At 45.8% G+C, this 25,960-nt stretch carries 24 protein-coding genes; 13 read left to right on the top strand and 11 right to left on the bottom strand.

The genetic code is table 11. The annotated features are described in order from the left end of the window. Positions 1 to 121 precede the first annotated feature (121 nt). From QUB24_RS17975 to QUB24_RS17965, 3 genes are all read left to right on the top strand, one after another. Positions 122 to 736: a Uma2 family endonuclease gene (locus QUB24_RS17975; RefSeq protein WP_333154546.1), complete on the top strand. Its 615-nt coding sequence runs from the start codon at positions 122 to 124 to the stop codon at positions 734 to 736. Between the two features lie 428 nt (positions 737 to 1,164). Beyond that, complete coding sequence (locus QUB24_RS17970; protein WP_333154545.1) at positions 1,165 to 1,317, top strand: hypothetical protein; 153 nt, start codon at positions 1,165 to 1,167, stop codon at positions 1,315 to 1,317. Between the two features lie 153 nt (positions 1,318 to 1,470). Next, a complete protein-coding gene (locus QUB24_RS17965) occupies positions 1,471 to 1,752 on the top strand; it encodes a hypothetical protein (protein ID WP_333154544.1) in 282 nt (93 codons plus the stop codon). A 76-nt stretch (positions 1,753 to 1,828) separates the two neighbouring features. Here QUB24_RS17965 and QUB24_RS17960 read toward each other — a convergent pair whose 3' ends face one another. Together QUB24_RS17960 and QUB24_RS17955 are read right to left on the bottom strand one after the other, a co-directional pair. Continuing rightward, positions 1,829 to 2,539, bottom strand: coding sequence for a DUF547 domain-containing protein (locus QUB24_RS17960; protein ID WP_333154543.1), 711 nt, complete (start codon positions 2,537 to 2,539; stop codon positions 1,829 to 1,831). A gap of 87 nt (positions 2,540 to 2,626) precedes the next feature. Then, the gene (locus tag QUB24_RS17955; protein ID WP_333154542.1) at positions 2,627 to 2,974 is read right to left on the bottom strand and encodes a pentapeptide repeat-containing protein; all 348 of its coding nucleotides are present in this window, start codon (positions 2,972 to 2,974) and stop codon (positions 2,627 to 2,629) included. Positions 2,975 to 3,229: 255 nt separating this feature from the next. Here QUB24_RS17955 and QUB24_RS17950 point away from each other — a divergent pair, with 255 nt between their 5' ends. Continuing rightward, the gene (locus QUB24_RS17950; RefSeq protein WP_333154541.1) at positions 3,230 to 4,708 is read left to right on the top strand and encodes a bifunctional orotidine-5'-phosphate decarboxylase/orotate phosphoribosyltransferase; all 1,479 of its coding nucleotides are present in this window, start codon (positions 3,230 to 3,232) and stop codon (positions 4,706 to 4,708) included. Positions 4,709 to 5,010: 302 nt separating this feature from the next. Here the strand turns inward: QUB24_RS17950 and leuB are convergent, their stop codons facing one another. Continuing rightward, complete coding sequence (leuB, locus tag QUB24_RS17945) at positions 5,011 to 6,096, bottom strand: 3-isopropylmalate dehydrogenase (RefSeq protein WP_333154540.1); 1,086 nt, start codon at positions 6,094 to 6,096, stop codon at positions 5,011 to 5,013. 119 nt (positions 6,097 to 6,215) lie between these two features. Here leuB and QUB24_RS17940 point away from each other — a divergent pair, with 119 nt between their 5' ends. The 3 genes from QUB24_RS17940 to QUB24_RS17930 all read left to right on the top strand — a co-directional run bounded on the left by QUB24_RS17940 (position 6,216) and on the right by QUB24_RS17930 (position 8,684). Then, the gene (locus tag QUB24_RS17940; RefSeq protein WP_333154539.1) at positions 6,216 to 7,079 is read left to right on the top strand and encodes a Uma2 family endonuclease; all 864 of its coding nucleotides are present in this window, start codon (positions 6,216 to 6,218) and stop codon (positions 7,077 to 7,079) included. A gap of 226 nt (positions 7,080 to 7,305) precedes the next feature. Further along, on the top strand, positions 7,306 to 8,511 hold the full coding sequence (locus QUB24_RS17935; RefSeq protein ID WP_333154538.1) for a DUF4336 domain-containing protein: 1,206 nt from the start codon (positions 7,306 to 7,308) through the stop codon (positions 8,509 to 8,511). Positions 8,512 to 8,558: 47 nt separating this feature from the next. Further along, positions 8,559 to 8,684 (top strand): hypothetical protein, encoded by a 126-nt coding sequence (locus QUB24_RS17930; protein WP_333154537.1) that lies wholly within the window; start codon positions 8,559 to 8,561, stop codon positions 8,682 to 8,684. A gap of 50 nt (positions 8,685 to 8,734) precedes the next feature. Here the strand turns inward: QUB24_RS17930 and QUB24_RS17925 are convergent, their stop codons facing one another. The 3 genes from QUB24_RS17925 to QUB24_RS17915 form a co-directional block, all read right to left on the bottom strand. Then, complete coding sequence (locus tag QUB24_RS17925; protein ID WP_333154536.1) at positions 8,735 to 9,376, bottom strand: HEPN domain-containing protein; 642 nt, start codon at positions 9,374 to 9,376, stop codon at positions 8,735 to 8,737. A gap of 13 nt (positions 9,377 to 9,389) precedes the next feature. Next, on the bottom strand, positions 9,390 to 10,637 hold the full coding sequence (locus tag QUB24_RS17920) for a DUF262 domain-containing protein (protein ID WP_333154535.1): 1,248 nt from the start codon (positions 10,635 to 10,637) through the stop codon (positions 9,390 to 9,392). A 116-nt stretch (positions 10,638 to 10,753) separates the two neighbouring features. Further along, a complete protein-coding gene (locus tag QUB24_RS17915) occupies positions 10,754 to 12,577 on the bottom strand; it encodes a metallophosphoesterase (protein ID WP_333154534.1) in 1,824 nt (607 codons plus the stop codon). Between the two features lie 322 nt (positions 12,578 to 12,899). On the opposite strand from QUB24_RS17915, the gene QUB24_RS17910 reads away from it, so the two are divergent. Continuing rightward, a complete protein-coding gene (locus QUB24_RS17910; RefSeq protein ID WP_333154533.1) occupies positions 12,900 to 13,877 on the top strand; it encodes an acetamidase/formamidase family protein in 978 nt (325 codons plus the stop codon). A 155-nt stretch (positions 13,878 to 14,032) separates the two neighbouring features. After that, a complete protein-coding gene (locus QUB24_RS17905) occupies positions 14,033 to 14,317 on the top strand; it encodes a hypothetical protein (RefSeq protein WP_333154532.1) in 285 nt (94 codons plus the stop codon). 246 nt (positions 14,318 to 14,563) lie between these two features. Here QUB24_RS17905 and galT read toward each other — a convergent pair whose 3' ends face one another. Both galT and QUB24_RS17895 read right to left on the bottom strand, forming a co-directional pair. Then, complete coding sequence (gene galT / locus QUB24_RS17900; RefSeq protein WP_333154531.1) at positions 14,564 to 15,586, bottom strand: galactose-1-phosphate uridylyltransferase; 1,023 nt, start codon at positions 15,584 to 15,586, stop codon at positions 14,564 to 14,566. Positions 15,587 to 15,815: 229 nt separating this feature from the next. Continuing rightward, complete coding sequence (locus tag QUB24_RS17895; RefSeq protein ID WP_333154530.1) at positions 15,816 to 16,475, bottom strand: restriction endonuclease subunit R; 660 nt, start codon at positions 16,473 to 16,475, stop codon at positions 15,816 to 15,818. 284 nt (positions 16,476 to 16,759) lie between these two features. On the opposite strand from QUB24_RS17895, the gene acs reads away from it, so the two are divergent. Further along, entirely contained in the window at positions 16,760 to 18,730 is a 1,971-nt protein-coding gene (acs, locus tag QUB24_RS17890) for an acetate--CoA ligase (RefSeq protein ID WP_333154529.1), read from the top strand. 100 nt (positions 18,731 to 18,830) lie between these two features. On the opposite strand, the gene QUB24_RS17885 is transcribed toward acs, so the two are convergent. Continuing rightward, positions 18,831 to 19,118 (bottom strand): hypothetical protein, encoded by a 288-nt coding sequence (locus QUB24_RS17885; protein ID WP_333154528.1) that lies wholly within the window; start codon positions 19,116 to 19,118, stop codon positions 18,831 to 18,833. 43 nt (positions 19,119 to 19,161) lie between these two features. Between QUB24_RS17885 and QUB24_RS17880 the strand changes: the two genes are divergently transcribed. From QUB24_RS17880 to QUB24_RS17870, 3 genes are all read left to right on the top strand, one after another. Beyond that, complete coding sequence (locus QUB24_RS17880; RefSeq protein WP_333154527.1) at positions 19,162 to 19,740, top strand: ACP phosphodiesterase; 579 nt, start codon at positions 19,162 to 19,164, stop codon at positions 19,738 to 19,740. Between the two features lie 96 nt (positions 19,741 to 19,836). Further along, positions 19,837 to 20,733 carry a thermonuclease family protein gene (locus tag QUB24_RS17875; protein ID WP_333154526.1) on the top strand — a complete coding sequence of 299 codons (897 nt, stop codon included), beginning with the start codon at positions 19,837 to 19,839 and terminating at the stop codon, positions 20,731 to 20,733. A 293-nt stretch (positions 20,734 to 21,026) separates the two neighbouring features. Then, a complete protein-coding gene (locus QUB24_RS17870; RefSeq protein WP_333154525.1) occupies positions 21,027 to 21,815 on the top strand; it encodes a class II glutamine amidotransferase in 789 nt (262 codons plus the stop codon). A 43-nt stretch (positions 21,816 to 21,858) separates the two neighbouring features. Here QUB24_RS17870 and QUB24_RS33640 read toward each other — a convergent pair whose 3' ends face one another. Further along, positions 21,859 to 21,966, bottom strand: a complete 108-nt coding sequence (locus QUB24_RS33640) for a WG repeat-containing protein (protein ID WP_445300417.1) — start codon at positions 21,964 to 21,966, stop codon at positions 21,859 to 21,861. Positions 21,967 to 22,197: 231 nt separating this feature from the next. Continuing rightward, entirely contained in the window at positions 22,198 to 25,815 is a 3,618-nt protein-coding gene (gene uca / locus QUB24_RS17865) for an urea carboxylase (RefSeq protein ID WP_333154524.1), read from the bottom strand. Positions 25,816 to 25,960 lie beyond the last annotated feature (145 nt).

Raw genomic sequence — 25,960 nt, 5'->3', positions numbered from 1 at the left:
GGCTGGGACACCTGCTGAACTAGCACAGCAGTTTTGATTGATATGCTTCGGCTGTTGAAACCGTTTCTACATAAACAAACTCCCAGCAGCAAGGAACGAATAAATCAAGGAATGTAATATTATGGTACAAGCTCAATCTAAAAAATTAACTTTTGACGAGTACCTTAATTACTCAAATGATACGGGTCAACGGTATGAGTTAATTGATGGGGAGTTAATAGCTTTGCCACCAGAATTTGAACCTAATAATTTCATTGCTAACTATCTATTTTTCTATCTTGCTAGCAGCGGGCTAGTGCCACTCAGGCTGATTAAAACGCATAATTGCGAGGTTCAAGTTGCCGTTTTGCGATCGGGAGATGCCGCCAATCGTTACCCCGATTTGATTATTTTGGAACCCGAACACATTCCGCTGACAGCAAACAGGTTAACTATTACCTTTGATATGTTACCTCCTCGGTTGGTTGTGGAGGTAGTTAGTCCGGGTAGGGTGGGTAGCGATCGGGATTACGATCCTCTTCGAGGGCTTCGCCAACGCAAACGAGCTCAGTACGCAGCGCGGGGCATCGCAGAGTATTGGGCGATCGATCCAATAGAAGAAGTGGTGACGGTTTTGCGGCTTGAGGAGGGGCAATATGTTGAGGTTGGGGTGTTTCGGGATGGAGAGGCGATCGTATCTCCGATGTTTCCACAGCTAAGTTTGACGGTTCAACAGATTTTGAGTGGAGAGGTTTAAGGGCGGATCGATAGCTAATTGGTTAGCATTCATCTAACCACCTACCGATTAGTGAAAATCTCCACCCTCAACCTGATTAAGGCTATGTTTTCATCCCTGATAGGGATTTAGGTTGATTGCAACCTGTAAGTTTCGCTAACAGTCACACCATTTTTAGATAGTGACGTGAGAATATCACCAACCTTACTTTGCTAAATAAATCTAGGCGGGGAAAATCACATTTCCCAGCCTAGAGCCCACAAATGCTATATTTGCGTTATTAACTGATAAATGTGAAGTTATAAAATTCAGACTTTAATATTTGATATAATTTAAAATTGTGTCACTAAATCAGTTAATTTTTTCTAATGAGAGTATCTTTAAAAATCCGCGACTCAGGTGAGTACGAAGAAGAAAATACCAAAAAACTCCAATTTGGACGTATCCCTATGGTTGGAGAGTACATCGCCATATCCAATAGCGTCAACTGGTACAAAGTTGTACTTGTACTACACACACCATACCTTACCGAGTTTGACGAGGCTGAGGTATGGTGTGTAAAAACAACGCTGACAGCCGCTGTAAAAGCCACAGAGTTTTAATATTTTCAGACCTTAAACATCAAATCAAGTGAACCCGCTACAGCTAAGTTGTGGCGGATTCACTTTTTAAAAATCAGACTGGTTTGCACTCGCAGATGTGACGCTTTCCTGCTAGACCGCTCCGACCGCTGCAACCGCTCCAACCGTGCGACCGTGCCAACCTATCCGACCTTGCCAGCGCTGCAAGTACCAGCCGTGCCAGACGTGCGAGTGCGACCGTGCAGACGTGCAGCCGTGCCTGTGGTGCGATTTAGGCAGTGCCAGCCGTGCCAGCCATCCAATCACCCCAAACTCACTCACACCGCCCTAAATGGTGCATTTTCAACCCTTGCCAGCCGTGCAGCCGTGGTTAGGGTGCGACCGCTCCAAACTCTGCCAACCTTGCCAGCCATCCGATCGCCGCGTTGCCTCGGAGTCATCCGATCGCCCTGTTGAATCTGGCAATTTGAAGGGGTAACGACAGACTAAAAAAATTACCCCTCAAAAAAACACCTATCCACTTCCGCAAATTTTATCCATCAACCCGATTCAAATTCCAGTCGTAAGGCAAAAAAACGATCGCCCATCCATCACCCACAGTCGCCTCCGGCCCCAAATAACCGCCCACATACTCAGCCACCGAACCCGCCGCCTTTACAAAATCCTCGCCGTACCACTTAAAAATCTTGCTCAAAAAAAGCGTCTTTTTCTCGGCATCATATCGCACCTTATCAGGATTGTGAATAAAACGGCTCGCATCAGCTTCTAGTTGAGTCCGTACCGACTCCGGGAAATAAGCCCCCCGGCGCAGCAGCGGGCACCCGACAGAAGCGCAAACTAATGCAAAATGGATGCGCGGTTCCGCAAATTCCGGCCGCAAAATTGCGTGTTCGATTTGATTGAGACTGTGCTTTTTGCCGCCAATAATCGAATTTGAACGAGTGAAAAAATCCAAAAAACTCAGCCAGTTGGGAATTCCCAAAACTTTGGGACGGATGGACGCGATCGGATATACTTCGAGAACTTGAGAAATGGCGATCGCATTATACGCATTCAGCCACAACGCCAGCCGCGCATCCGCATCAGTACCATCCGCCAAATCCACATCCGCCAAACTTTCCAGCCACACCCTCAAAACATCCGCCCCCTCAGCTTTCCAGCCCCGATAATTGACGCGGCCGAAATCGTCAACGTAGCGTTGCAGCAACTCGTCCCAAGTCGTAAAGTCGATCGTACCGATCATTTATTACTATCCATAATATAAGGCGGGCATTGCTTTAGCTTCTGCTTCTATTTAATACTACCGTCAATCGATTTTAGATTTTAGATTTTAGATTTTAGATTGACCCCACGGATAAATGCGGGGGCTTGAGGATTTTGGATTTTCGATTTTCGATTGATTCCACGGATAAATGCGGGGGCTTGTACCATCAAGAAATTCTTGGTCAACCCAAATAACACCTGCAACGGTAGCATTTTTTAGATTAACCCCCTCAAACGGGATCTGGATTAAATTAGCTTGAGTAAAATTAGTACCTTGTAAATTAGCTTGTCGGTAAGAAGCCCCGCTCAAATTTGCCCCCGATAAATTAGCTTCCCTAAAATTTGCTTCTCTCAAATCTGCCCCTTGCAAATTCGCATTTGCTAAACTCGCGTACCGCAGGCGAATGCCGATCAAATCGCCGCCCGGACACTGGTTAGTTTACCACAACTAATTGATTTGCTGCGGGTAAGGTGCAATCACTGGTGTAGCCAACCCGAAAATCATTCCCCATGAAACTGCTCCCAAAGTTACAGATTTCCTGCTCTTTACATTCTACAATCTTAAAAGATTCTTAATTTCAATTTCAACGGGTATCGGTTTCTTCCGGCACAACACCCCTCCCACTTTGATCTGCAATTTTTTAATTTCCCCTTACCTCCATAACACACTATGAGCGATCGAACCAACTTTTTCGATAAACTGTTAGCTGCTGTTGAAACCAATCAAAGTTTGCTCTATCTAGCCCTCGACCCCGACCCGGAAACCTTGCCCGCGCTGGTTTCGATGACTGGGGAAGAGACTCAAACTTTTGTAACTGATTTGTTGTCAAAGCTAAAAAGTGCGATCGACCAAACAGCCGATTTAATCTGTGCCTGCAAAATCACCCTCGGTTTTTACCAATCTCTCGGTATTCCCGGTTGGGCATTGCTGCAAGAACTTTTAACAATTATTCCCCCTCATCTGCCAGTAATTTTAGATGCCAAACACTGCGATTTAAACACCAGCACAGTCTTTGCCAAAATTGTATTTCAAGACTGGCGAGTTGACGCTATTACTTTAAGTCCCTATGCCGGATTCGACCAAGTAGCGCCTTTTTTGTTATACGCCGGAAAAACTGTTTTTGTCCTCTGTGCCACCGCCAACCCGTCAGGGGCTGCTTTGCAAGAATATCCGACGCCAAACAACCCTTTTTACTTGCAATTAGTCCGACTCTCTCAAACTTGGGGAACTCCCGAAAAACTCGGTTTAGAAGTAGGAGTAATGCCGGATATGTTAGCCCGCATCCGCAAAGAAGCTCCTGAACGCCTAATTTTAGTCGAAGGAGACATCGCCGAAGAAAATGACCTCACAGAAGAAAACGACCTCGCACAACTGCTGGCGGCCGGTTTAAGCACAAATGGTGACGGTTTGCTGCTGCCAGTCCCCCCAACTTTATTAGCGGGAAAAGAGCCACGCCCAGAAATTGAGAAATTGCGGGATAGTATTAATAAACAGAGGCTGCGGGCGATCGAAGGTAGTCCCACTTGCGAACTATGGCTGCCCGATGTTTGCTTTTTGCAACCGGAACCTCACCGCGATTTAATCTTGCAACTTTATGACATCGGCTGCGTAGTTTTTGGCGACCACGTACAAGCATCGGGAGCCGTATTTCCATATTACATCGACTTGCGGAAAATAATTTCTATTCCGCAGATTTTCCACCAAATTGTCAGCGCTTATGCAGACATTCTCAAGGATTTAAAATTCGATCGCATTGCAGGAATTCCCTACGGTTCTTTACCCACAGCAACGGGTTTAGCATTGCGGATGGAACGGCCGATGATTTTCCCGCGCAAGGAGGTGAAAACTTACGGTGCAGGCAAATTAATTGAGGGGCATTTTCAGGCAGGAGAAACGATTGTCGTAGTCGATGATATTTTGATTAGTGGCAAAAGCGTGATGGAAGGCGCGGCTAAGTTAAAATCGGCTGGGTTGAAGGTGGAAGATATCGTGGTATTAATCGACCACGAACAGGGAGTCAAAGATAAGATGCAAGCTAACGGTTATCGCGCACATTCTGTATTAGCGCTTTCGGAAATAGCTGAAGTTTTGTATCGAGCAAATCGCATTGATACCGAGCAATTCAATCTTTTGACTGCGGAACATTAAACCCCAATTTCTGTAGGGGCGGTTTTCTCCTTACCAGGCTCTGGCTGGGAACGAGTAAGAACTATGGGTGTCAACTTAAGACTAAAACCCTGTATCTCTTTCGTTTGTATCCAAGTCTCGATCCCCCTAAATCCCCCTTAAAAAGGGGAGTAGGGGTTGACTTTGAGTGCTTCCAGTTCCCCCCTTGTTAAGGGGGGTTAGGGGGGATCGAGAGGATTGTGACTCAGACAGAAGACTGATACTACGTTTAACTTTAAGTTGACACTAATGGAGTAAGAATTCGCCCCTACCAGGTAAATAGATCAACCTTGCAAAACTTCAATTAAAGCATCGCCCATCGCCCGACAGCCGACGAGTTTCATGCCTTCCGACATGATATCACCAGTGCGATAACCTCGATCCAAAACTTCGACAACTGCTTGCTCAATTTTATTAGCAGCTTCCGGCTGATTTAAGCCGTAGCGCAGCATCATTGCCGCGCTTAAAACTTGGGCGATGGGATTGGCTTTATCTTGTCCGGCGATGTCCGGCGCGGAACCGTGCACGGGTTCAAAAACTCCCGGCCCGCTTGCTCCCAAACTAGCAGAAGGCAGCATCCCAATACTACCAGTTAGCATCGCCGCCGCATCGGAAAGAATGTCGCCGAATAAATTGCCGGTGACAATCGTATCGAACTGTTTGGGCCAGCGAATTAACTGCATGGCTGCGTTGTCAACGTAGAGGTGAGAAAGTTCGACATCAGGGTATTCTGAAGAAAGGGCAATAATACGATCGCGCCACAGTTGCGAAACGTCCAAAACATTCGCTTTATCAACGGAACACAGCCTTTTCCCCCGCTTCCTGGCCGTCTCAAAAGCGACTCGCCCGATTCTATCAATTTCTGACTCGGTGTAAGCCATCGTATTAACACCGCGTTTTTCGCCTGTTTCCGTCTCAAAAATACCTTTCGGTTTGCCGAAATAAATGCCGCCTGTGAGTTCGCGGATGACCATAATATCCACGCCTTCGACAACTTCTCGTTTCAAACTAGAAGCATCAACCAATTGCGGTAAAATAGTCGCCGGACGCAAATTGGCGAACAATCCCAATCCGGCGCGCAGTCCTAATAATCCAGTTTCCGGGCGCTGTTCGCGGGGCAAATTATCCCACTTGTAACCGCCAATAGCTGCTAACAATACTGCATCGCAGTTGCGGCATTTTTCCAGTGTTTCTTCGGGTAGCGGATTGCCTGTGGCATCAATAGCAGCCCCGCCCATTAAAGCTTCTTGAAATTCAAAGCCGATGTCCAATTGTTGGCCGACAAGTTTCAGGACATCTACCGCCACAGCGATAATTTCAGGGCCGATGCCGTCTCCTGGTAAAAGAGTGATGCGGTAGTTTTGAGTCATATCGATTTAGGAGTTTTGATTTGAGATTTGAGATTGAGAGTTAATGGGAATTCTTTGGAAATGCCAGACATTCTCACAAGGTTATAATCATATCAGGATAAGCAACCTCAGAATTGATTATGACATTCCCGACTTACCCGCCTGCTCAAGCTGAACCGCCTCTAGACCCCCGGCAGAGTTTGCCAACAATGTATGATTTACCTAGCGAAGATCCAAAGGAGCCCGGTTTGCCAGATACATTTCATTTAGATCAGCCGCAACTTTTGGAATTCACGTTTTTGCCGCCGGGATGGGATGCGGAACAAGTCTTTACAGCCAGTGACCTAAATTTGTATTACGATGCAACACAACCGCGCTGGCATAAACGCCCGGATTGGTTTGCTGCGGTGGGTGTGCCAAGGCTTTATCAAGGGCGCGATATGCGTTTGAGTTATGTAGTGTGGCAAGAACGGGTAAATCCGTTTGTGGTGGTGGAATTGCTATCGCCGGGAACTGAAGATGAAGATTTAGGGCGGACTGTTCAGCAAGCTGGGGAACCGCCGACTAAGTGGCAAGTTTATGAACAAATTTTGCGGATTCCTTACTACTTTGTGTTCAGTCGCTACACGGATGAATTGCGAGCTTTTCATCTTGTAGGAGGCCACTATGAACCTGCAGAATTAATTGATGGGCGGTTATTTATTCCTGAGTTGCAGTTGAGTTTAGGTTGGTGGCAAGGCACTTATAAGAGTATGAATCGGTTGTGGTTGCGATGGTTTACGGCCCAAGGAGGGTTGATTTTAAGTCCGGGTGAAAGAGCAACGGCGGCGGAACGGCAACTGATAGAAGCTCAACAGCAAGTTCTAGAATCTCAACAGCAAGTTCTAGAATCTCAACAGCAACTGACAGAATCTCAACAGCAACTGACAGAATCTCAACAGCGAGAGGAAAGACTAGCGGCGCGGTTGCGGGAGTTAGGCATCGATCCTGAACAGTTGGTTTAATAGTTCTCGCACCCAGGCCTGGTGAAACCCGGTTTCTTCCTTCTATTTCTCGTGACTCGTAGAAACCGGGTTTCTAGCCCCCATCCGTAATTCTTGCTTGAGTATTCCAAAAGCCTGATCGTCCATAACCCCTTTTCAACTCCTCGAATCCGCGCAACAGGAGTGAAATAAGATAAAAACAGTTCGATCGCACGCACGTACAAAAAAATCGGCAAGGAGTCGCGCAGTGGCAGAGGGCGAAGGCATACCAACATCAGCACAGATTGATTCGAGGGACTATTCTTGGGCCTTTTGGCCAGTTGTCCCCCTCTATCCCTACAGCAAGCGGCGCACCATCCGCAAGGAAATAGTCAAGGACACAATCTGGACCTTTGACCAGCTACAAGGCATTTTCTACGTTGTCGTCCCGATTCGGATGACAGTAATTAAACTAGAACCCAAAGGCCTTCTCGTCTACGCCCCCGTTGCACCGACTCCTGAGTGCATCCGCTTGGTAAAAGAGTTAGTAGCAGAGCACGGCGAGGTGAAGTACATCCTGCTGACAACGGTTTCCGGCATCGAGCACAAAGTTTTTGTCGGCCCGTTTGCGAGGAGTTTTCCCGAAGCGCAGGTGTTTGTCGCCCCGCAGCAGTGGAGTTTCCCGGTGAATTTGCCGCTGAGTTGGCTGGGTTTGCCGGCGAAACGCACCTCTGTACTGCCCTTTGACAGCAGCAACACACCGTTAGCCGATCAATTTGACTGGGCAATTCTCGGCCCCCTCGACCTTGGTTTGGGCAAATTTGCAGAAGTTGCGTTATTTCACAGACGATCGCGCACGCTGATGTTAACAGATTCCGTGGTTTCGATTCCCGAAAATCCGCCCGCGATCGTCCAACTCGACTCGTACCCGCTGCTATTTCACGCCAAAGACAGCGCCTCGGACACGGTGGCAGACACCCAGGAAAATCGGCGCAAAGGCTGGCAGAGAATCGCCTTATTTGCCATGTATTTTAGCCCCAGCGTGCTGGAAGTGCCGCCGTGGTCGGAGGTATTTGCCAGCGCGCGCAAAGCGCCAGAACGCTCTAGAAAAGCTTATTTCGGGTTGTATCCGTTCAAGTGGAAAAGAGATTGGGTGCGCTCGTTTGAGGCTTTGCGGGGAGGAGGGCGGTTGTTTGTCGCGCCGATTTTGCAGACTTTGATTCTCAACCGCGCGCCGAGGGAAACTCTCGATTGGGTGGATCAAGTGGCGAGTTGGGACTTTCAAAGGATTGTACCTTGTCACTTCGATAGTGCGATCGACTCCCGGCCGCGTGAATTTCGCCAAGCATTCTCGTTTCTGGAAAAACACTCGCCTGTTAATTCCTTACCTGAAGACGATTTTAAATTGCTCAGGCAGATTGATGCGGGTTTGAATAAAACCGGTTTGGTTCCACCTGCGAAAGAGAAAGTTTAATCTGAAATTTTGCACCATTCTGAATAAGCTGTTTGAGCACAGGCAAGATGCCTGTGCCACAAAAAAATAAAGTATTGTGGAACGGGCATCTTGCCCGTTTGAGCACAGGCAAGATGCCTGTGCCACAAAAAAATAAAGTATTGTGGAACGGGCATCTTGCCCGTTCCAGCTAGAAGCCTACCAAAAAGATTAAACTCTTGACAATTGGTGTCGGTTTATTCATTTATCTCATTAAATTATCAATCAGCTCATCCACCCTCAAAAGTTCTTGAATAATTTGCTCTACCCTCCGCAGTTCATTTATAGGATTTAGGCTTCTAATAGTTTTCGGGGATGTAGCTGAAGTATGTGCCGCAACACCTCTTTCTTCCCCAAACGTATTCATGGTAGCCAGCCAAGCAGGATCTAAATCATCGGTATCTATTCCTATTGGCAAAAGCAACGCCAGAAGATTAGCTTCTTTGATTCCATGATTCTGGTCAATGCTTCGCTTAAAACTATTAATAGCTAAATCTATTTTTTTGTTGACTTTTATTTTTTCCGGTGGCAAAGCTTTACTTCCCTTAGTTGGACTCAGTGTATCTGGTGGTGCTTCCATCATTTGACCAGAAAAGCCAAGCAAGCAGATTAAAGTACGGCAAGTCTTACCCTGACTATCCCAATTCTTTTTAGCATTAAGGGCTACTTCCCAAACTCTGTCCTCAAAATAAGCCTCAATTTCGGCATGAACTAAAACTCTGTAGGCAAGAGTTAAGGCTAGCTGCAGCTCGGAATATAAACCTAGAGGATGAATCTTAGGAATAAATTGTTTTTTTAACCTATTTAACTGCTGGGTTAGAGTACGAAATCTAACTAATTTTGGCATACCTCTCAATAACTTACCTCAAACCGTTAAAGATAATATGGTTATCTACGAGTTCAGGGACATTAAACTCTACATCCAAAACCTTTAACAAAGCTTTGCCCCACAGTGAGAGACGAGTATGAGTTTCGCGAATGCTAGTTGTGCTTTTCTCAACAGCTTCTCTGAATTCGCTATTAGATGATGAACATAACTCTTTAAAAGCTTTTTCCACACCCGCCGGATTCTTCTCAGCAGCTTCACTAATAACTGGATCTGAAAAATAAAAAACCATTACATCTAAAATAGCTCGATTAAACTTGCCTCGGTAAGTATTATAACTACTCAACCACACGCGAAATATATTTTCATCTCCAAATATTGTAGTGGTTGTTTGCACTGCCTTTTCAAATTGGCTAACTGTATATCTGACCTCAGTTTCTTTCTCTTTCCAATCCTTGTTGAGCTTTTTGCAAGTCATATCCAGGAACACTTTAAGATTACCGCGATAATCGGATAAAAAATGATGGAATCCTACATATCGCAGTAATAATTCGACATCGCGCATCCGAGGATCGGGATTTTGGGATTTAAGTATTTTTCTTAAAGCCTGATTTTTAATTGATTCGTCATCTAAAAAATTGATGAAATCACCTGGATGCAATGCTTGCCTGAGTTCTTGGGGAGATAGCGGAGTATTTTCTACATTCAGACGGAGAAAAATTTTGTAGAGTAAACTTTCTGTATGCCAATTCCGAATCAATGTAGTACGAAGAGTTTGATTATCCAGTGCATCAAGTACAGAACTATGGAGAAGATCGTTTTTTAGAGCCTCATGCGTACAACCATTGAGTTCCGGTCTAAATTCTAAGTTTTTCAAAGCAAAACTATCGTTGGGAGTTTCGCTCCTTCCATAAAATTGCAGAATCGTAAGCAAGCGTTGCTTGCCGTCAAGAACTACAAATTTTCCGCGCTTTTTATCTTGAGAAGCCAAAACTATATCTGGAATGGGAAATCCTAGAAAAATAGATTCAATAAACCTGCTTTTGCGAGTTATATCCCAAGCATCTCGTCTTTGAAATCTTGGATTAAGTTGAATATTGTCACGAACAAGTTGATCGAGTATGGTGGCTGTCGTCCAGTCATTTCCAGCTACAATTATTTCGGAAATTTCGTCTAAGACTGATTTGGGATTACCATTAGATTCAAGCTCATAATCTAGAGCTTCATCTTCCTCATCGAAGCTTACTTCTTCTTGTTTTTCTAAGAGGTTTAGTTCAGGCATGACCGCGCTCTACTGGGTAAGTTTAATTTGGATACAGATACCTAAGTATAGCAGAAGTCAGAAGCCTTAAGTTATCATAGCAGTAACTAATTTATCGATTATGAAAACGAGCGCTTTTAATTTTTACTTATTTTTAAGCTAGAGGGATAATTTTTCAACTTAAACTCATCAAACTTCACCACTTCCGACTCCGGTTTCCGCGTATCAAAATAGTAGCTGCTAACCGTACCCTCCCCCGTATCAAAAATAGTAAAAGCCGTAATATCGTTGCTATCAATATACGGCAGTGGCCGCCCATCTTTCCCCAACAAAGGCGCAACAGTCGGCACCACAGGTTCCAATCCGTTCGGGTCTCCAATAGCGCTGTAATCTTCCCGATATCCCGGCGGCACAAATCGGCGCTTTTCCCCCGCAAAAGCACCGTAACTGTTGCCCACATTAGAAGTCTCCAAAAAGTGCATTCCGCTGGAACTTACAAATCGATTCCACAAGTGCGAATGTCCGTAAAATACCAACTGCACCCCCGCTGTTTCTAGTAGCGGCACTACATCCCGAATCAGATAATCTTGCTGTTTCGGATACTCGTAACGCACCATTTTAATCTCGCCATCGAGAGCGCTATCGACTATTTGCAGTGGATCAGTATAAGCAGGTACAATATTGTCACCCAGAGAATGCGGCGGGTGGTGAAACATCACAATTTTATATTTTGCCTGCTGGAATTCCACACTCTTTAACTCTTGTTGCAGCCAAGTATATTGAGCGCTGCCCTTGACAATCGGCTCAAAAATATGCTGTCCGTATCCCCATTTTTCGGGATTATTAAAATCTTCGTCCCGTTCGCGATACCGGCCTCTCGCACCCGGATCTAAATTCGGAGTCCGCCAGATATTCGTAACATACAAAGTAACTAACCGCACGTCCCCAAAAGTCACAGCATAGTAATTTTTCCGTCCCGGTAAATTGAAAATTTCGTCATAGGTATCGCTATTAAAAGTATTGTTTTTCAGCCAGATTTCCCGCACAGAAGGGTCATTACTAGGATTCAAAGAGGCAGCACGTTGAGCGTATATTTTATCGGCAGCCGCGCGGGGAAAAGGATCATTAAATTGCTCACCGAGTGTGCTGTTAGTTGCAAAGCGACCCATGATTTCGTGATTGCCAAGGGCGGGAAATAAAGGCGCGTGTTGAATCAGTTCGCCGCCGCTGTAAACGGTTTTGATGCCGTTTTTGTCGAGTTCGGAAAATGCGCGACCTTGCAGAGAGGGAAAGAAGGCGCGGCCTCGGTAATCGTCAAACCATTCTGAAGCGCGATCGGGTATATTAATTAAATCCCCTGCCATAAAAACCGCGTCAACTCTCCCAATTGTTTCGGCTACTTTCTGGAGATTTGCCGCTGTCATAGGCATCAACTGATGGTCGGAAGTGAGGAGAATTTTGAGCGGCATTCCTGCTGCTGGTGTGGGAGAAAGAGTGAAAACTTTGCTGCTGACAGATGCGCCGTCTTTCCTTTCGCTTGTGACTCGATAAGGAATGCGAACACCGGGCATTAAATTGGGGACTTCTGCTTCGTGGCGCCAGATGTCGCGGACAATTGGATTGCTGTCAATGATGCTTTGTTTGATTTCATCGGAAATGCGCGAGTCTTTGTCTTCGCGAGTGCGGCTTAGCTTAGTAGTATTTGCCGTCACAACTTGATTCAAATTTTCGCCGTAAGCAACAGTATTGCGAGTACCATGAAACTCGGTAAACCAGACAACTAGCACCGAGTTTGCTGTTGGGAATTGCAAAAACGGATCGGTTAAAAGCTGAGGTTTGTTAAGATAAGATTGCATAAGGAAACCTAGCAAGAGGACAATCAAAATCAAAACAGCAAAAAACCAGGGATTGCGAGAAGAACCTTGAGAAGTTTCTAGTTTATTAGGCAAAGGCGTTAACATAAATCATTAGTCATTAGTTGTAGGGGTGGGTTTTACCAGCCAAACAGAACTCCCCCCAAATACATATAAACCCGCGCCACCAACTTTAAATTTTAAACTACCAACGTTATCAAAAAGTTAAGAAATTAGTAAAATATCTCACATCAAACAAACCTCAACCATTTTTTGACCTCTTCTTATCTCTGAATTCTCTTTCTCTGCGCCCTCTGCGCCCTCTGCGGTTCATTTAAAAAAAATTATCAAAAATGATTAAGACTTGCGATATAACATTCTTAACACCCTTCCTTCAATCTAAAATCTAAAATCTAAAATCTAAAATCCCATGACTCGCCACCTTCTCAAAGCTAACTGCAAAACCGTACACTTGGGCGGTTTTTCTCCAAAGCTCGAACCTGCTTTAAGGGTGGATTCGGGCGATCGCATCGATATCGAAACCTATTCAGGATATTATGTTGCTGACAAAGCGCCGCCCGAATTTCTCACCCCCGAATTTTTAGATATTTGTCAGAATTTGCCTCCCAACCGCAAAGTAGGCCCAGGCCCGCACTTGCTAACAGGCCCGATTTACGTTAACAATGCCGAACCGGGAGACGTTTTAGAAATTCACATTGAGGATGTTTACCCAAGTTTGCCAGTAGGATTTAATGCAATTCGCGCCGGATGGGGAGCTTTGCCGGAGTATTTCCCCGAACCTAAATTGCGGTTTATTCCGCTAGATTTAGAGCAAAAAACTGCTGAATTTCCCGCAGGTAGTGGCATTCGGATTCCCCTGCATCCTTTTTTTGGAATTATCGGCGTGGCTAATGCACAAATCAACCGTTCTTCTATTCCTCCAGAGCGCTACGGCGGCAATATGGACAATCAGGAACTGCAACCAGGAACGCGGTTATTTTTACCTGTTTTTCTGCGCGGCGGTTTACTGTCCATTGGCGACGGACATTCGGCACAAGGAGATGGTGAAGTTGACGGTACTGCCATTGAAACTTCGATGAATGGGAGTATTCAAATCATCTTACGCAAGGATTTGTTTCTGATATTTCCGTTTGCGGAAACGCCCACTCATATTGTGATTATGGGATTTGGTAGAACATTAGATGAAGCGTTTGAGATGGCGGTAAAACAGACGGTTTATTGGCTGCAAAAGTTTGCAGGTTTCCAAGAGGAAGATGCTTATGTTTTGTGTTCGCTTGCGGTAAATTTTCGGATTACGCAGGCTGTCAACAATCCTCAAAAAGGAGTTCACGGAATGATGCCCAAGTGTATTTTACCCGAGGTGAAAATTATTGGTCACGGAGTGTGAGCGAGCATAATAACACGCGATCGACCAAAAAATTAGGATCGCGATCGCACAAACTACACAAATTTGTCACTGCTGTGGTCGATCGGGATCGCCTTCCTGTTGACAATTAAGCTTAAAATAGATAAGTTACCAGTTCTACCTAAATCGAGCTCAACATGAAAAATCAGACTGACGATGTTGCCAAAAAAGATTTAGTCGATCGAGCTTTTGGGAGTGCAGCAATACCAGATCCGACAGCGTGGGTGCACGAACATTATTTTCTGGCTAATTTCGCCGATACTCTGGCCCTCATCCAAGAACATATGTCTGAAGACAGTTGCGAAATCGGCGAGAATGTTGAATCGGGTGAGGGAATATTATCGATCGATGCCAAAATTAGAGATATGTTGAGAGCTACTTTTAGCGACGACGGCTGGCAATATGTCGAAAGTTTATTGTGAGTTTGGTAAAATCCATAAGTATTTGTACGTTCCTAACTTGAGAGCGTAAGTTATAGCAGTTTAAAAAAGAATCCAACTTTATGCCGGTGATCTAAACCATTAGATCATGCGTTATGCCCAATTCTTTAATCTCAAATCTCAAATAATATCAATTTCCTCCCTCAACGCAGACTCGCAACTCAGAATAGCTGGGTGCATTTCCACCCCCAGTTTAAGTAAACTTGACCTATTGTGATGTAGGATACTTTAGATGGGGGGGAAATTACTGTCGCTAGGAATTTCGATCGATCGCAAAAACGCCGCACTTTCTTCGGGCAAAGCAGTATTGATAAACATCCCGCTGCCCAACTCAAACCCAGCTTGCTTGGTGACTCTGGGAATAATGGCGATATACCAGTGAAAGTATTTGGTTCCCCCTTCGGCGATCGGCACCGATCGAATAGTATAGTTGTAATCGGGATTGTTTAATCCGTAATAAAGCTTAGCCAGTACAGTTCTCAAAGTATCAGCAAGATCCGTAATTTCCCCATCAGTAAGGTCATCAAATGAAGAGGAATGTCGGCGCGGAAAAATCCAAGTGTGAAACGGTGAAAGTGCAGCGTAAGGGATAAAAGCCACAAAATGTTCACTCTCACAAATCACTCTTTCTCTCGCCGCTAATTCATCTTCCAAAGTTCGGCAAAACAGACATTCTCCCGTGTCGTCAAAATATCTAATAGCTTCGTCGATGCGGCTGCGAAATTGGCTAGGTACAACGGGCGTCGCTGCTATCTGCGAGTGGGGGTGTTCGAGAGAAGTTCCGGCAGTTTCCCCATGATTCTTGAAGATAATAATTGTTTCAATGTAGGGATTTTTTCTAATTTCTACATAGCGCTGGCGGTATACTAAAAGTATGTTTTCAACTTCTTCAACGCTCAACAAAGCTGTCGTCAAATCGTGTCGCGGATGTTCGACAATTACTTCGTGCACGCCGATTCCTGCCATCGTTCGGTGAATTCCCGATGATATCCTCATCCATTCTGCTGTCGGGGAGAGGGCGGGATATTTGTTGCGAATTGCCCGGACTTTCCACCCAGCGCGATCGCCCAAACGGCAAGTTTCTAAGGTTCCATCTTCCTCATTTCCCACACAAAACGGGCAATCGGCGCGGTGCGGTGGCACTACTGCTGTCCACTTTTTTTTGTTAGCGAATTGATCCGGTCTTGTCGCCCGTTCGGTGGCGATGATTACCCAATCTCTGGTAATTAAATTTTGTCTAAGTTCAGACACTTTTTTACCTTCAGTTGTAGGGCTTAACCGTTTATTATTGTAGAGAACAATTTGTATTTTGTCATTCGCTATTGCAATTTTTTAACAAATCTTGATTTATAATTTTCCCAGGCGTTTCCCAACAGAAGTTAACAACAGTTGGCATCGAGGTGAGAGGGCAATTAGGACTAAAGTGGTACAGAATATCTGTCTAAGCACTACGGGTAAGCACAGATTTTAACCGCAGAGATTAAGCCAACTGCAACTGCACATTCTGCAACTTGCAAATCGCTTTCAAGACTTGCGCCAACAAGAGCGATCGCTCTTTGTCAATCAAATTCAATTCCGGTAAAATCTGATAAGTACAAGGATTTCCCCGCATCAGATACACAAACTGATAGTTACGTCCATTCGTCGTCAATCCCCAAATAGACGATTGCTGCTGCAAACTTTTATAAGCATAAGTCAGCAATTGCGGCAAACCGGCCCAAGGATCGATCGCACTATTTTTCGCCTCGACTACCAAAATCCAAAACTGTGCAGCCGCGAGCTCTGCATCCGGCTGATTTACGGCTAAAACATCCAAGCGCCCTTTAATTAAAGTATCCCCATCCTCAACCTCGATCGGGATGCTATCTTCCATTGTCAGCACGATCGGAATATCAAAAAATCCTGCTAATCTCATTAACGGTGAAAGCACTAAAAACTTAACAAGTTCTTCTGAAACTTTTCCTGCGGATAAGTAGCGTCGAAAGTCCGTTCTAATTTTTAATATTTCCTGCTGTTCTAATTCAGACAGCGGTTCCAAAGAGAAAAAATCGGTGAAGGCGTCTCCTTCTCGCTCTTCCAATTTGAGAAGGTGGCGAACGTCATTTAGCGAAAGTTGGCTTGCTTCTAAATTTTGTGTCATGCTTTTCCCTATCATTCAGATTGAATAATCCTTTTCAAGCAGCTTCACATCATTGTACTATCAAACTAAAATTTATACAATATTTTATATAAAAGTTTTGCCAAAACGAAGCTCGATCGAACTTTATTTGGTCTCAAAAGTCGAGGCAATTATAATTTTCAAATAAACAGCCACAGCCCCAACATTTACACAATTCCCAAAATTCTTAACGAAACTCAAGATATTTTTGCACTCAATTGCGTACAAAATAGTTTAAAGAAGTAGATGCAGTTACAGAAAAAACAATGTCACAAGATACCATCGAATCAATTCTGCATGAAAGACGGCTATTTCAGCCGCCCGCTGAATTCTCCCAAAAAGCTCACATCAAAAGCCTAGAAGAGTACCAAGCCCTCTACGACAAAGCCAAAGCTGACCCCCAAGCCTTCTGGGCAGAACTCGCCGCCCAAGAATTAGACTGGTTCCAAAACTGGGATGCCGTGCTCGACTGGCAACCGCCTTTTGCTAAATGGTTTGTCAACGGCAAAATTAACATTTCTTACAATTGTCTCGATCGCCACTTAACCACTTGGCGCAAAAATAAAGCCGCCCTGATTTGGGAAGGCGAACCCGGAGACTCGCGCACCCTCACCTACGCGCAACTCCACCGCGAAGTCTGCCAAATGGCGAACGTCATCAAACAATTGGGAGTCCAAAAGGGCGATCGCGTCGGCATTTATATGCCCATGATTCCCGAAGCTGCGATCGCCATGCTAGCCTGCGCCAGAATCGGTGCAGTACACAGCGTTGTTTTTGGCGGTTTTAGTGCAGAAGCTTTGCGCGATCGACTTAACGACGGCCAAGCAAAACTCGTCATCACCGCTGACGGTGGCTTCCGCAAAGATGCTGCAGTCGGCCTCAAAACACAAGTAGACAAAGCATTAGCAAATAATGCCACACCAAGCGTTACCAACGTTCTCGTAGTTCAGCGCACCAAACAGAAAATTGACATGGAACCAGGGCGCGATCATTGGTGGCACGATTTACAAAAAGGTGCCTCGGCAAATTGTCCCGCCGAACCGATGGACAGCGAAGATATGCTGTTCGTACTCTACACCAGTGGCAGTACCGGCAAACCGAAAGGAGTCGTCCATACAACCGGTGGTTATAACCTTTATACCCACATGACAACCAAGTGGATATTCGACCTCCAAGATACCGATGTTTACTGGTGTACTGCTGATGTCGGCTGGATTACTGGACACAGTTATATTGTCTACGGGCCGCTGTCCAACGGTGCGACAACTTTAATGTATGAAGGTGCTCCTCGCCCTTCAAATCCTGGCTGTTTTTGGGATGTAATTGAAAAATACGGCGTCACCGTTTTCTATACTGCACCCACTGCGATCAGAACATTCATGAAAATGGGCGAACACTTGCCGAATGCCAGAGATTTGTCATCTTTACGATTGTTAGGAACCGTCGGCGAACCGATTAACCCTGAAGCTTGGATGTGGTATCAACGAGTAATTGGCAAGTCGAATTGTCCGATCGTCGATACTTGGTGGCAAACAGAAACCGGGGGAATTATGATTACCGCTTTGCCCGGTGCAATTCCTACAAAACCCGGTTCTGCAACCCTACCGTTCCCTGGAATTGTGGTCGATGTTGTTGACCAAGATGGCGAACCAGTCACTAACGAAAGCGGCGGTTATTTAGTGGTGAAACATCCTTGGCCGGGAATGATGCGTACACTTTACAACGATCCCGATCGTTTCCGTCGCACTTATTGGGAATATTTGCACCCGAAAGATGGCGAATTTGTGTACTTTGCTGGAGACGGCGCGCACAAGGACAAAGACGGTTATTTCTGGGTAATGGGCCGCGTTGACGATGTAATTAATGTGGCTGGACACCGACTCGGCACAATGGAAGTCGAGTCAGCTTTGGTATCGCATCCAGCGGTGGCGGAAGCTGCGGTTGTTGGCAAACCGGATGAGATTAAAGGTGAGGAAATTGTGGCTTTCGTGACGCTGGACAACTCGCAGCAACCTAGCGATGAATTGGCTAAGGAATTGAAGCAGCACGTTGTTAAGGAAATTGGGGCGATCGCCCGTCCGGGAGAAATTCGATTTACTGATGCTTTGCCGAAGACTCGCAGCGGTAAAATTATGCGGCGTTTGCTGCGTTCTTTGGCTGCGGGACAAGAGGTTTCTGGGGATACTTCGACTTTGGAAGATCGGACGGTTTTAGATAAATTGCGGGGAGGTTCGTAGGGGTATGCAACCGCAGATTTTAGCTGATTAACGCGGATGAACGCAGATGAAATTCCCATCAGCTCATCTGCGTTTATCTGCGGTTTAATTGTTAATTGGTTTATTTACCGCGCCACAAATGAACCGCATCGGGGTTAATTTCCGATCTTACTTGCAGCCACTCGTCTAACAAGTAGTCATCATCAACTGCTTGCTTGTGCTGTTCGTCTTTGAGAATTGCCAAGACGTGAACTCCAGACGGATAGTTGACATGACGAATTTCTGGGTCATATCCCAAGTCTTGAATTTTTGCCAGAACGCGATCGACAGCACCGACAACAGTCAGATCGACGGCAAGAATAATTTGACCGAGTTTAGCACCGGGTTTTACACATTCTAGAATAGCCATTATTCTTTCTCCTTATGCTATCTTAGATATTTTTACTGTAGCAATGAATTATTTGGCTCATCTATTCTTATCAAAAGGCACGCCCGAATCCCTGATTGGCAACCTCTTAGGAGATTTTGTCAAAGGTTCGGCAATCAACCTTTATCCCGATGAAATTAGAAAGGGCATCGATTTGCACCGCAAAGTAGATAGCTACACGGACTCTCACGCAATAGTGCGATCGAGTAAAAGCCTTGTTTGCTCCCACAGACGCAGGTTTGCTGGAGTTTTGATTGACGTGTTTTACGACCACTTCTTGGCTAAAAATTGGCTGGAATATTCAGAAATTCCGCTCCGGGATTTTTCTCAGGATGTCTATAAAATCCTGCAAGACAACCGCGATATATTACCTGACTCTCTCCAGCGGGTACTGCCCACAATAATTGCCCGCGACTTGCTTTCATCTTATCAGGACATCGCCGAAATCGGCATCACTCTTACAAGAATGTCGGCCCGAATCAAGCGGACAAATAACTTGGCAAGCGGCATAGAAGATTTGACAGCTAACTATCAGCGCTTAGAATCGGATTTTCGGGATTTTTTCCCCGACTTGATAAAATACGCCACACTTGACAAATATTAATACAAACAACAAAAATTACAGTTGCTAGTGATAACGAACTCGTGTATAATCCAAGCGATACCTGCATGAAATCTCAAATGCAACAGGTTTCAAAATATGGCAACCAGAATTCCGAACCTGCAAATAACTAAAGTAGTTGATGGCGACAGCATCAAAATTTCTCTTAACGGCAAAACCGAGTCTCTGCGGCTGATTTGCGTCGATACAGAAGAAAGTCATCCGGGAGGCTCCAAACCTGTAACTGCGGCGGGGAAAGCAGCTTCGGAAATGGCTACAAAATACTTTACGACAGCAGATGGCGGACTTGCTCAAATTGACATAGAATTTGATACAGACGATTCGGTTGAAGTGGCTCTACAAAAACACCGCGACAACTACGGGCGTCTCCTCTGTTACGTACATAAAGACGGAGAAAATTACAATCTTAAACTGATTGAAGAAGGCTGGAGTCCCTACTTCGTCAAATACGGGCGCTCCAGATTGTATCACCGCCAAATGACTGAGGCAGAATCGGCAGCAAAAGCTTACAATCTGATGATTTGGAATCCGATTGTCAATGCCAAAATCCCCTCTCGCAACTATGCTAATTTACTGCCTTGGTGGTCGATGCGAGGCTCGATTGTTGAAGAGTTTCGGTTGTCAGAAGCAACCGCAGGAGCGCTTTCTTTGAGGTTGGACTACCCGAAAATATTAGCGGCTTCTGAGAGATCTAAATCTATTACTATTTTCTGCGATTTGCAGGCGGGAATTACTAAAAGGATAGGCGGCAGCGCTGTAATTTATGCTGGTTCGGTGTATCATAAATTAGATTTGTGGATACCGGATTCTGAAACTGATGAAAGAGCTCCCTTGAAGCGGCTAATCGAGAAGCGTTATGCGGGTCTGGGACGGGGATATGTGTATGTCAGTGGGAAGGTAGAACATTACAAAGGGAAGCCTCAAATAGTTTTGAAGGATATCAAACAACTTTCAGACTTTCCCCCACAAAAGTGAATTTTACATAAATTTAATTAACAAAATTGCAGGACAAATGGAACGATGAAGACTGTTCTGCGGGGAAGGCTATTGAATTTTGGGCGATTCCCTACCGCAACGGGCTCGCACGCGCGTTCGGGATAGCTTGGCTTCACGCATTTTTTAAAATTTAAATAGCATTACGGTTGACAATCCAAAATTATTCGGTTTTTTTTATTAGGCTAAATCAATTCATACTATAATACTATCATCGCAAATCTGTAGCTGCCAATAGCTGCGACATCCATCCAAACTCCAGAAATTTAAAAGCTATGTGCCAATTACTGGGAATGAACTGCAATGTTCCAACAGATATTTGCTTTTCTTTTGAGGGTTTTTCTGCAAGAGGTGGCAGAACAGACGTTCATCAAGACGGTTGGGGAATTGCTTTCTTTGAAGGTTTGGGATGTCGCCTTTTTATAGACTCTAAACCTGCGATTGCTTCTCCGGTTGCTGAAGTAGTGCGTCGCTATCCCATTCATTCAACTAACGTGATTGCTCACATCCGCAAAGCTACGCAAGGCGAAATTGCTCTGGAAAACTGCCACCCTTTTATTCGGGAACTTTGGGGACGTTATTGGGTGTTTGCTCACAACGGAAATCTCGAAAATTTTTATCCAGAATGTGCCGGAGTTTACAAACCCGTTGGCAAAACAGACAGCGAAAAAGCATTCTGTTTGATATTAGAAAAGCTACGCTCTAATTTTCCTCAAAGTAAGCCTGCTTTAGCGGAAATTTACCCTGTTCTGGAGGAAATTACTAAAACTTTGGCAGAACACGGAATTTTTAATTATTTACTTTCCGATGGAGAACACTTGTTCAGCCACTGTTCTACTAATCTGCATTATATTGTGCGACAAGCACCTTTTGCTAGCGCTCACTCGATCGACGAAGATGTAACAGTCGATTTTCGGGAATTGACCAACGAGGACGATCGCGTGGCTGTTATTGCTACTTTTCCGCTGACAGATAACGAAGTTTGGACGCAAATCCAGCCGGGAGAATTGCTGGTATTTCAGGATGGTTTGCCGCTCAATTCTGGGCGGCTGGAGTTAAGTTAACGAGACTTAAACAAATTTAAAGCCTAAACAAAGTCCTAACCTCCTAAATGACCAGCTTTCCAGTTTGATTGAGGAAGCCAGATTTGCCATCGCGCTTGACAGCGGCTAAGCCTTCCGAAAAACTGTCGGCCGCCGAAAAGTGGGGGGCGATCGCCCACTAGCCTGCTTGATTGATGTATCCGCACCCTTTTGGAGGGGTAACTGCTGCTAAACCTTGATTAAATGAGGGGGCATTGCACAATTAGAGGATGATTCTTGTGGCGTGTCCCGCCTTCAGTGAAAATACATTGGACTGGCTACGATATCCCATCCCACCAAACAATCAAAATCATCCCGCAATTATGCAACGGCTTCTACTGTCCCCGAACTGACAACAGAGGGATTAATTCGGTTGAACAGCCGCTAGAATTTGTCCGGCTGTCACCGTTTGCCCCTTTTCACAAAACAACTCGGCAACAGTGCCCGCAACATCAGCAGTAATAGCAATTTCCATTTTCATCGCTTCCAAAATTAACAGCCGATCGCCCTCTGCAACCGCATCTCCAACATTAACCAGCACCTGCCAAACATTGGCCGAAACGTGAGCGACAACTGCCTCACAACCGATCGGCAAAGTAACCTCCGCCGCCGTGTCAGAAACCACATCCGCCGAGGATTCTGCGGCAGCTTCAGCGTCAAATTCCCCGGATGCGGCCCAGCGATCGCGCTCTGCATTAAATGCTGCCTGCTGCTGCGCTTTAAACTCAGCCGCACTGCTAGCAATAGAATGCAAAAACTCATTGTATTCTCTCAAATTAAAAGTGATTTCCTCAACCTTTAATTTAAACTTCCCTTCGATAAATGCTTCCCGACAGCGGTGCAATTCCTCATGAGAAACCGGATAAAATCGGATTTGGTCAAAAAAGCGCAAAAGCCAAGGTTTACCAGACTGGAAATCCGCCGTTTGTTTGAACCGATTCCACATTTGCACGGTGCGGCCAACAAATTGATAACCTCCGGGCCCTTCCATCCCGTAAACGCACAAATACGCGCCGCCAATACCAACTGCATTTTCAGGAGTCCAAGTGCGGGCGGGATTGTATTTAGTAGTAACCAAACGGTGGCGCGGATCGAGGGGAGTTGCGACGGGCGCGCCTAAATAAACGTCTCCCAAACCCATCACTAAATAGCTAGCATTAAATACAATTTCTCTGACTTGTTCGATGCCCTCAAGCCCGTTTATGCGGCGAATAAACTCAATATTGCTGGGACACCAAGGTGCATCCGATCGCACAGACTGCATATATTTTTCAATGGCCAACAGCGTCGATTCATCTTCCCAAGATAAAGGCAAGTGCACAATTCGCGCCGGCACTTCCAAATCCTCGATCGCCGGAAGTTCCGCCTCCGCCGCAATCAGCGCCTGCATTAGCTGCTGTTGCGAAATCTGGCTGCCCTCAAAGTGAATTTGGAGCGATCGCATTCCCGGCACTAATTCGATAACACCCGGTAACGGATTTGCTTTCAAATGTTCCATCAATGCGTGCGCCCGAAAACGCAAATTCAAATCCAGCACCAACGGGCCGTATTCAACTAGAATATATTTATCCCCAGCTTGACGGTAAGTAACAGCAACCTGTCCCGGAGATTCGGGAATTTCGTGCAAAATAGGAGAGGCGGGAACTGCGGGCAATTCCTCCGCATTTTCCTCAAAAACAGGCAAGCAAAAAGTAGCAATTTGCCTATCTTGTGCTAATTCCCGCTGCAAAGCTTCAGCAAAACTCAAACAGTGAAAGCGAATGCTGTCCCCCGGTTTCAGTTGCCCGATTTTCCACAATTCCGACTGCACAATAGTAGCAGGACAGACAAAACCTCCCAAACTCGGGCCGTCCAGACCGAGAATTACAGGCATATCGCCCGTAAAATCGATCGTGCCGATCGCGTAAGCATTATCGTGAATGTTAGACGGGTGCAAACCCGCTTCCCCGCCGTCTTGACGCGCCCAGGTGGGCTTCGGGCCGATCAGCCGAATTCCCGTCCGCGTCGAGTTGTAATGTACCTGCCATTCTGTTGAGAAAAACATGGCGATGTCTGACTCAGTAAAGAAATCCGGCGCGCCGTGAGGCCCGTACAAAACGCCGATTTCCCAATTATTGCTGTAGGTGGGAATTAGTTCCGGAGGCAAAGATAATTCCGCTTCCAGAGTTGCAGTTTGGTTGAGTTTTAACACATCTCCCGGACGCAGTGTGCGGCCCGCGTGTCCGCCAAATTTGCCCAGTACAAACGTTGATTTGCTGCCCAAATAATCGGGGACATTAAAGCCGTGTTTGACTGCTAAATAAGTGCGGTAGCCGCCGCCTTGAATGCCTTTTAACTTGAGAATGCTGCCAGCTTTTACGGGAATTGCCGTCCAAAACGGCACCGATTCGCCGTTTAGCGTTCCCCTCATAGTTGCACCAGTCAAACTAATAACTGTATCGGCATTAAAGCGCAGAGTTGGGCCTGTCGCTGTGAATTCCAATCCTGCTGTCGATTCGGGATTTCCTACTAAACGATTTGCCGATCGAAATGCCAGATGATCCATCGGTCCAGAAGGCGGCACGCCCACATCCCAATAGCCAATTCGCCCCGGATAATCCTGAATGCTGCTGTAGGTTCCCCCATCCAATACATCGATTGTTAAAGGTGCGTATTCAAATGAGTTTAAAAAGCGCGTGATCAGTTCGCCGCGGCTGAATCGGGAATCGTCCAAAATCTGGCGGAGGTAATCTAAATTAGTTTCAATTCCCGCTATTTCACTGGCATCTAAAGCAGCTTTTAGTTTTACGATCGCCTGGGTTCGATTATCGCCGCAAACGATTACTTTGGCTAGCAGCGGATCGTAAAAAGGAGTAACCTCGGTTCCGGTTTCTATCCAACTGTCGCAGCGGACGTTTTCGGGAAACGCCACTTGATTCAGCAACCCGGAACTCGGCTGAAAATTCTTGCCGGCATCTTCTGCATAAATTCGCACCTCAATTGAGTGTCCCTGCGGCCGATAGCGGTACTCTTCCAGGGGGAACAAATCTCCCGAAGCCTGTTTTATCATCCACTCAACGAGGTCGATGTTGTTGACAGCTTCAGTAACGCCGTGTTCAACTTGCAAGCGCGTGTTGACTTCCAAAAAATAAAACTGTTTCGCATCGACATCAAATACAAATTCAACAGTACCGGCTGACTGGTAATTTACCGCTTTTCCCAACCGCACTGCTGCACCGTACAACTGATTTCGCTGTTCGTCGCTAATAGCAGGGGCGGGGGTTTCTTCAATTACTTTTTGATTGCGCCGCTGCACTGAACAATCTCGCTCGCCCAAGGCTATGACATTTCCTTTGCCATCTCCAAAGATTTGGACTTCTATGTGTCTGGCTGTTTGAATGTATTTCTCTAAAAAAACTGCGCTTTGTTTAAAATTGCTTTGACTCAAACGCTGTACTTTTTCAAATGCTTCTGCCAAATCTCGATCGCCAAAACAAGCCTGCAAACCAATGCCGCCGCCGCCTGCGGTACTTTTGAGCATCACCGGATAGCCGATCGCCCCAGCCGCTTTTTGGGCATCCTCTAAACTTGCTAAAAGTTCGCTTCCGGGAGTTAGCGGCACTTGATTTGCAGCGGCTATTTCCCGCGCGGTGTGCTTCAATCCAAAGCAGCGCAACTGAGTCGGAGTCGGGCCGATAAATGCAATATTTTCGCTTGCACAAGCTTCGGCAAATTCAGCATTTTCGCTCAAAAAGCCGTAACCCGGATGGATAGCTTGAGCTTTTGTTTGGCGCGCAACTTCGAGAATGCGATCGAACCGCAAATAACTCTCGGCGGAGGCTGCAGCACCGATACAAACGGCTTCGCTGGCGGCGAAAACGTGCTTGGCGCGGGCGTCGGCTTCAGAATATACTGCTACCGAAGCAATTCCGAGGCGATCGAGTGTGCGGATAATTCGGCAGGCAATTTCACCGCGATTTGCAATCAAAACTTTGTTAAACATTTAGGTAATTGGGAATTGGGAATTGGGAATTGGGAATTGGGAATTGGTGTCTGCTTACATTTTGTACTATCTTGAAGAACAGGCAAGATGCCTGTTCCACAAACATTAAATTTTCTTGTGGGGTGGGCTTCTAGCCCGCCCCTAA

Origin of the sequence: Microcoleus sp. B9-D4 (genome assembly GCF_036705105.1) — a bacterium.
In the GTDB taxonomy this organism is placed as follows: domain Bacteria; phylum Cyanobacteriota; class Cyanobacteriia; order Cyanobacteriales; family Microcoleaceae; genus Microcoleus.
The sequence above is the reverse complement of the archived record's forward strand: the minus strand, read 5'-3'. Positions and strand labels throughout refer to the sequence as shown.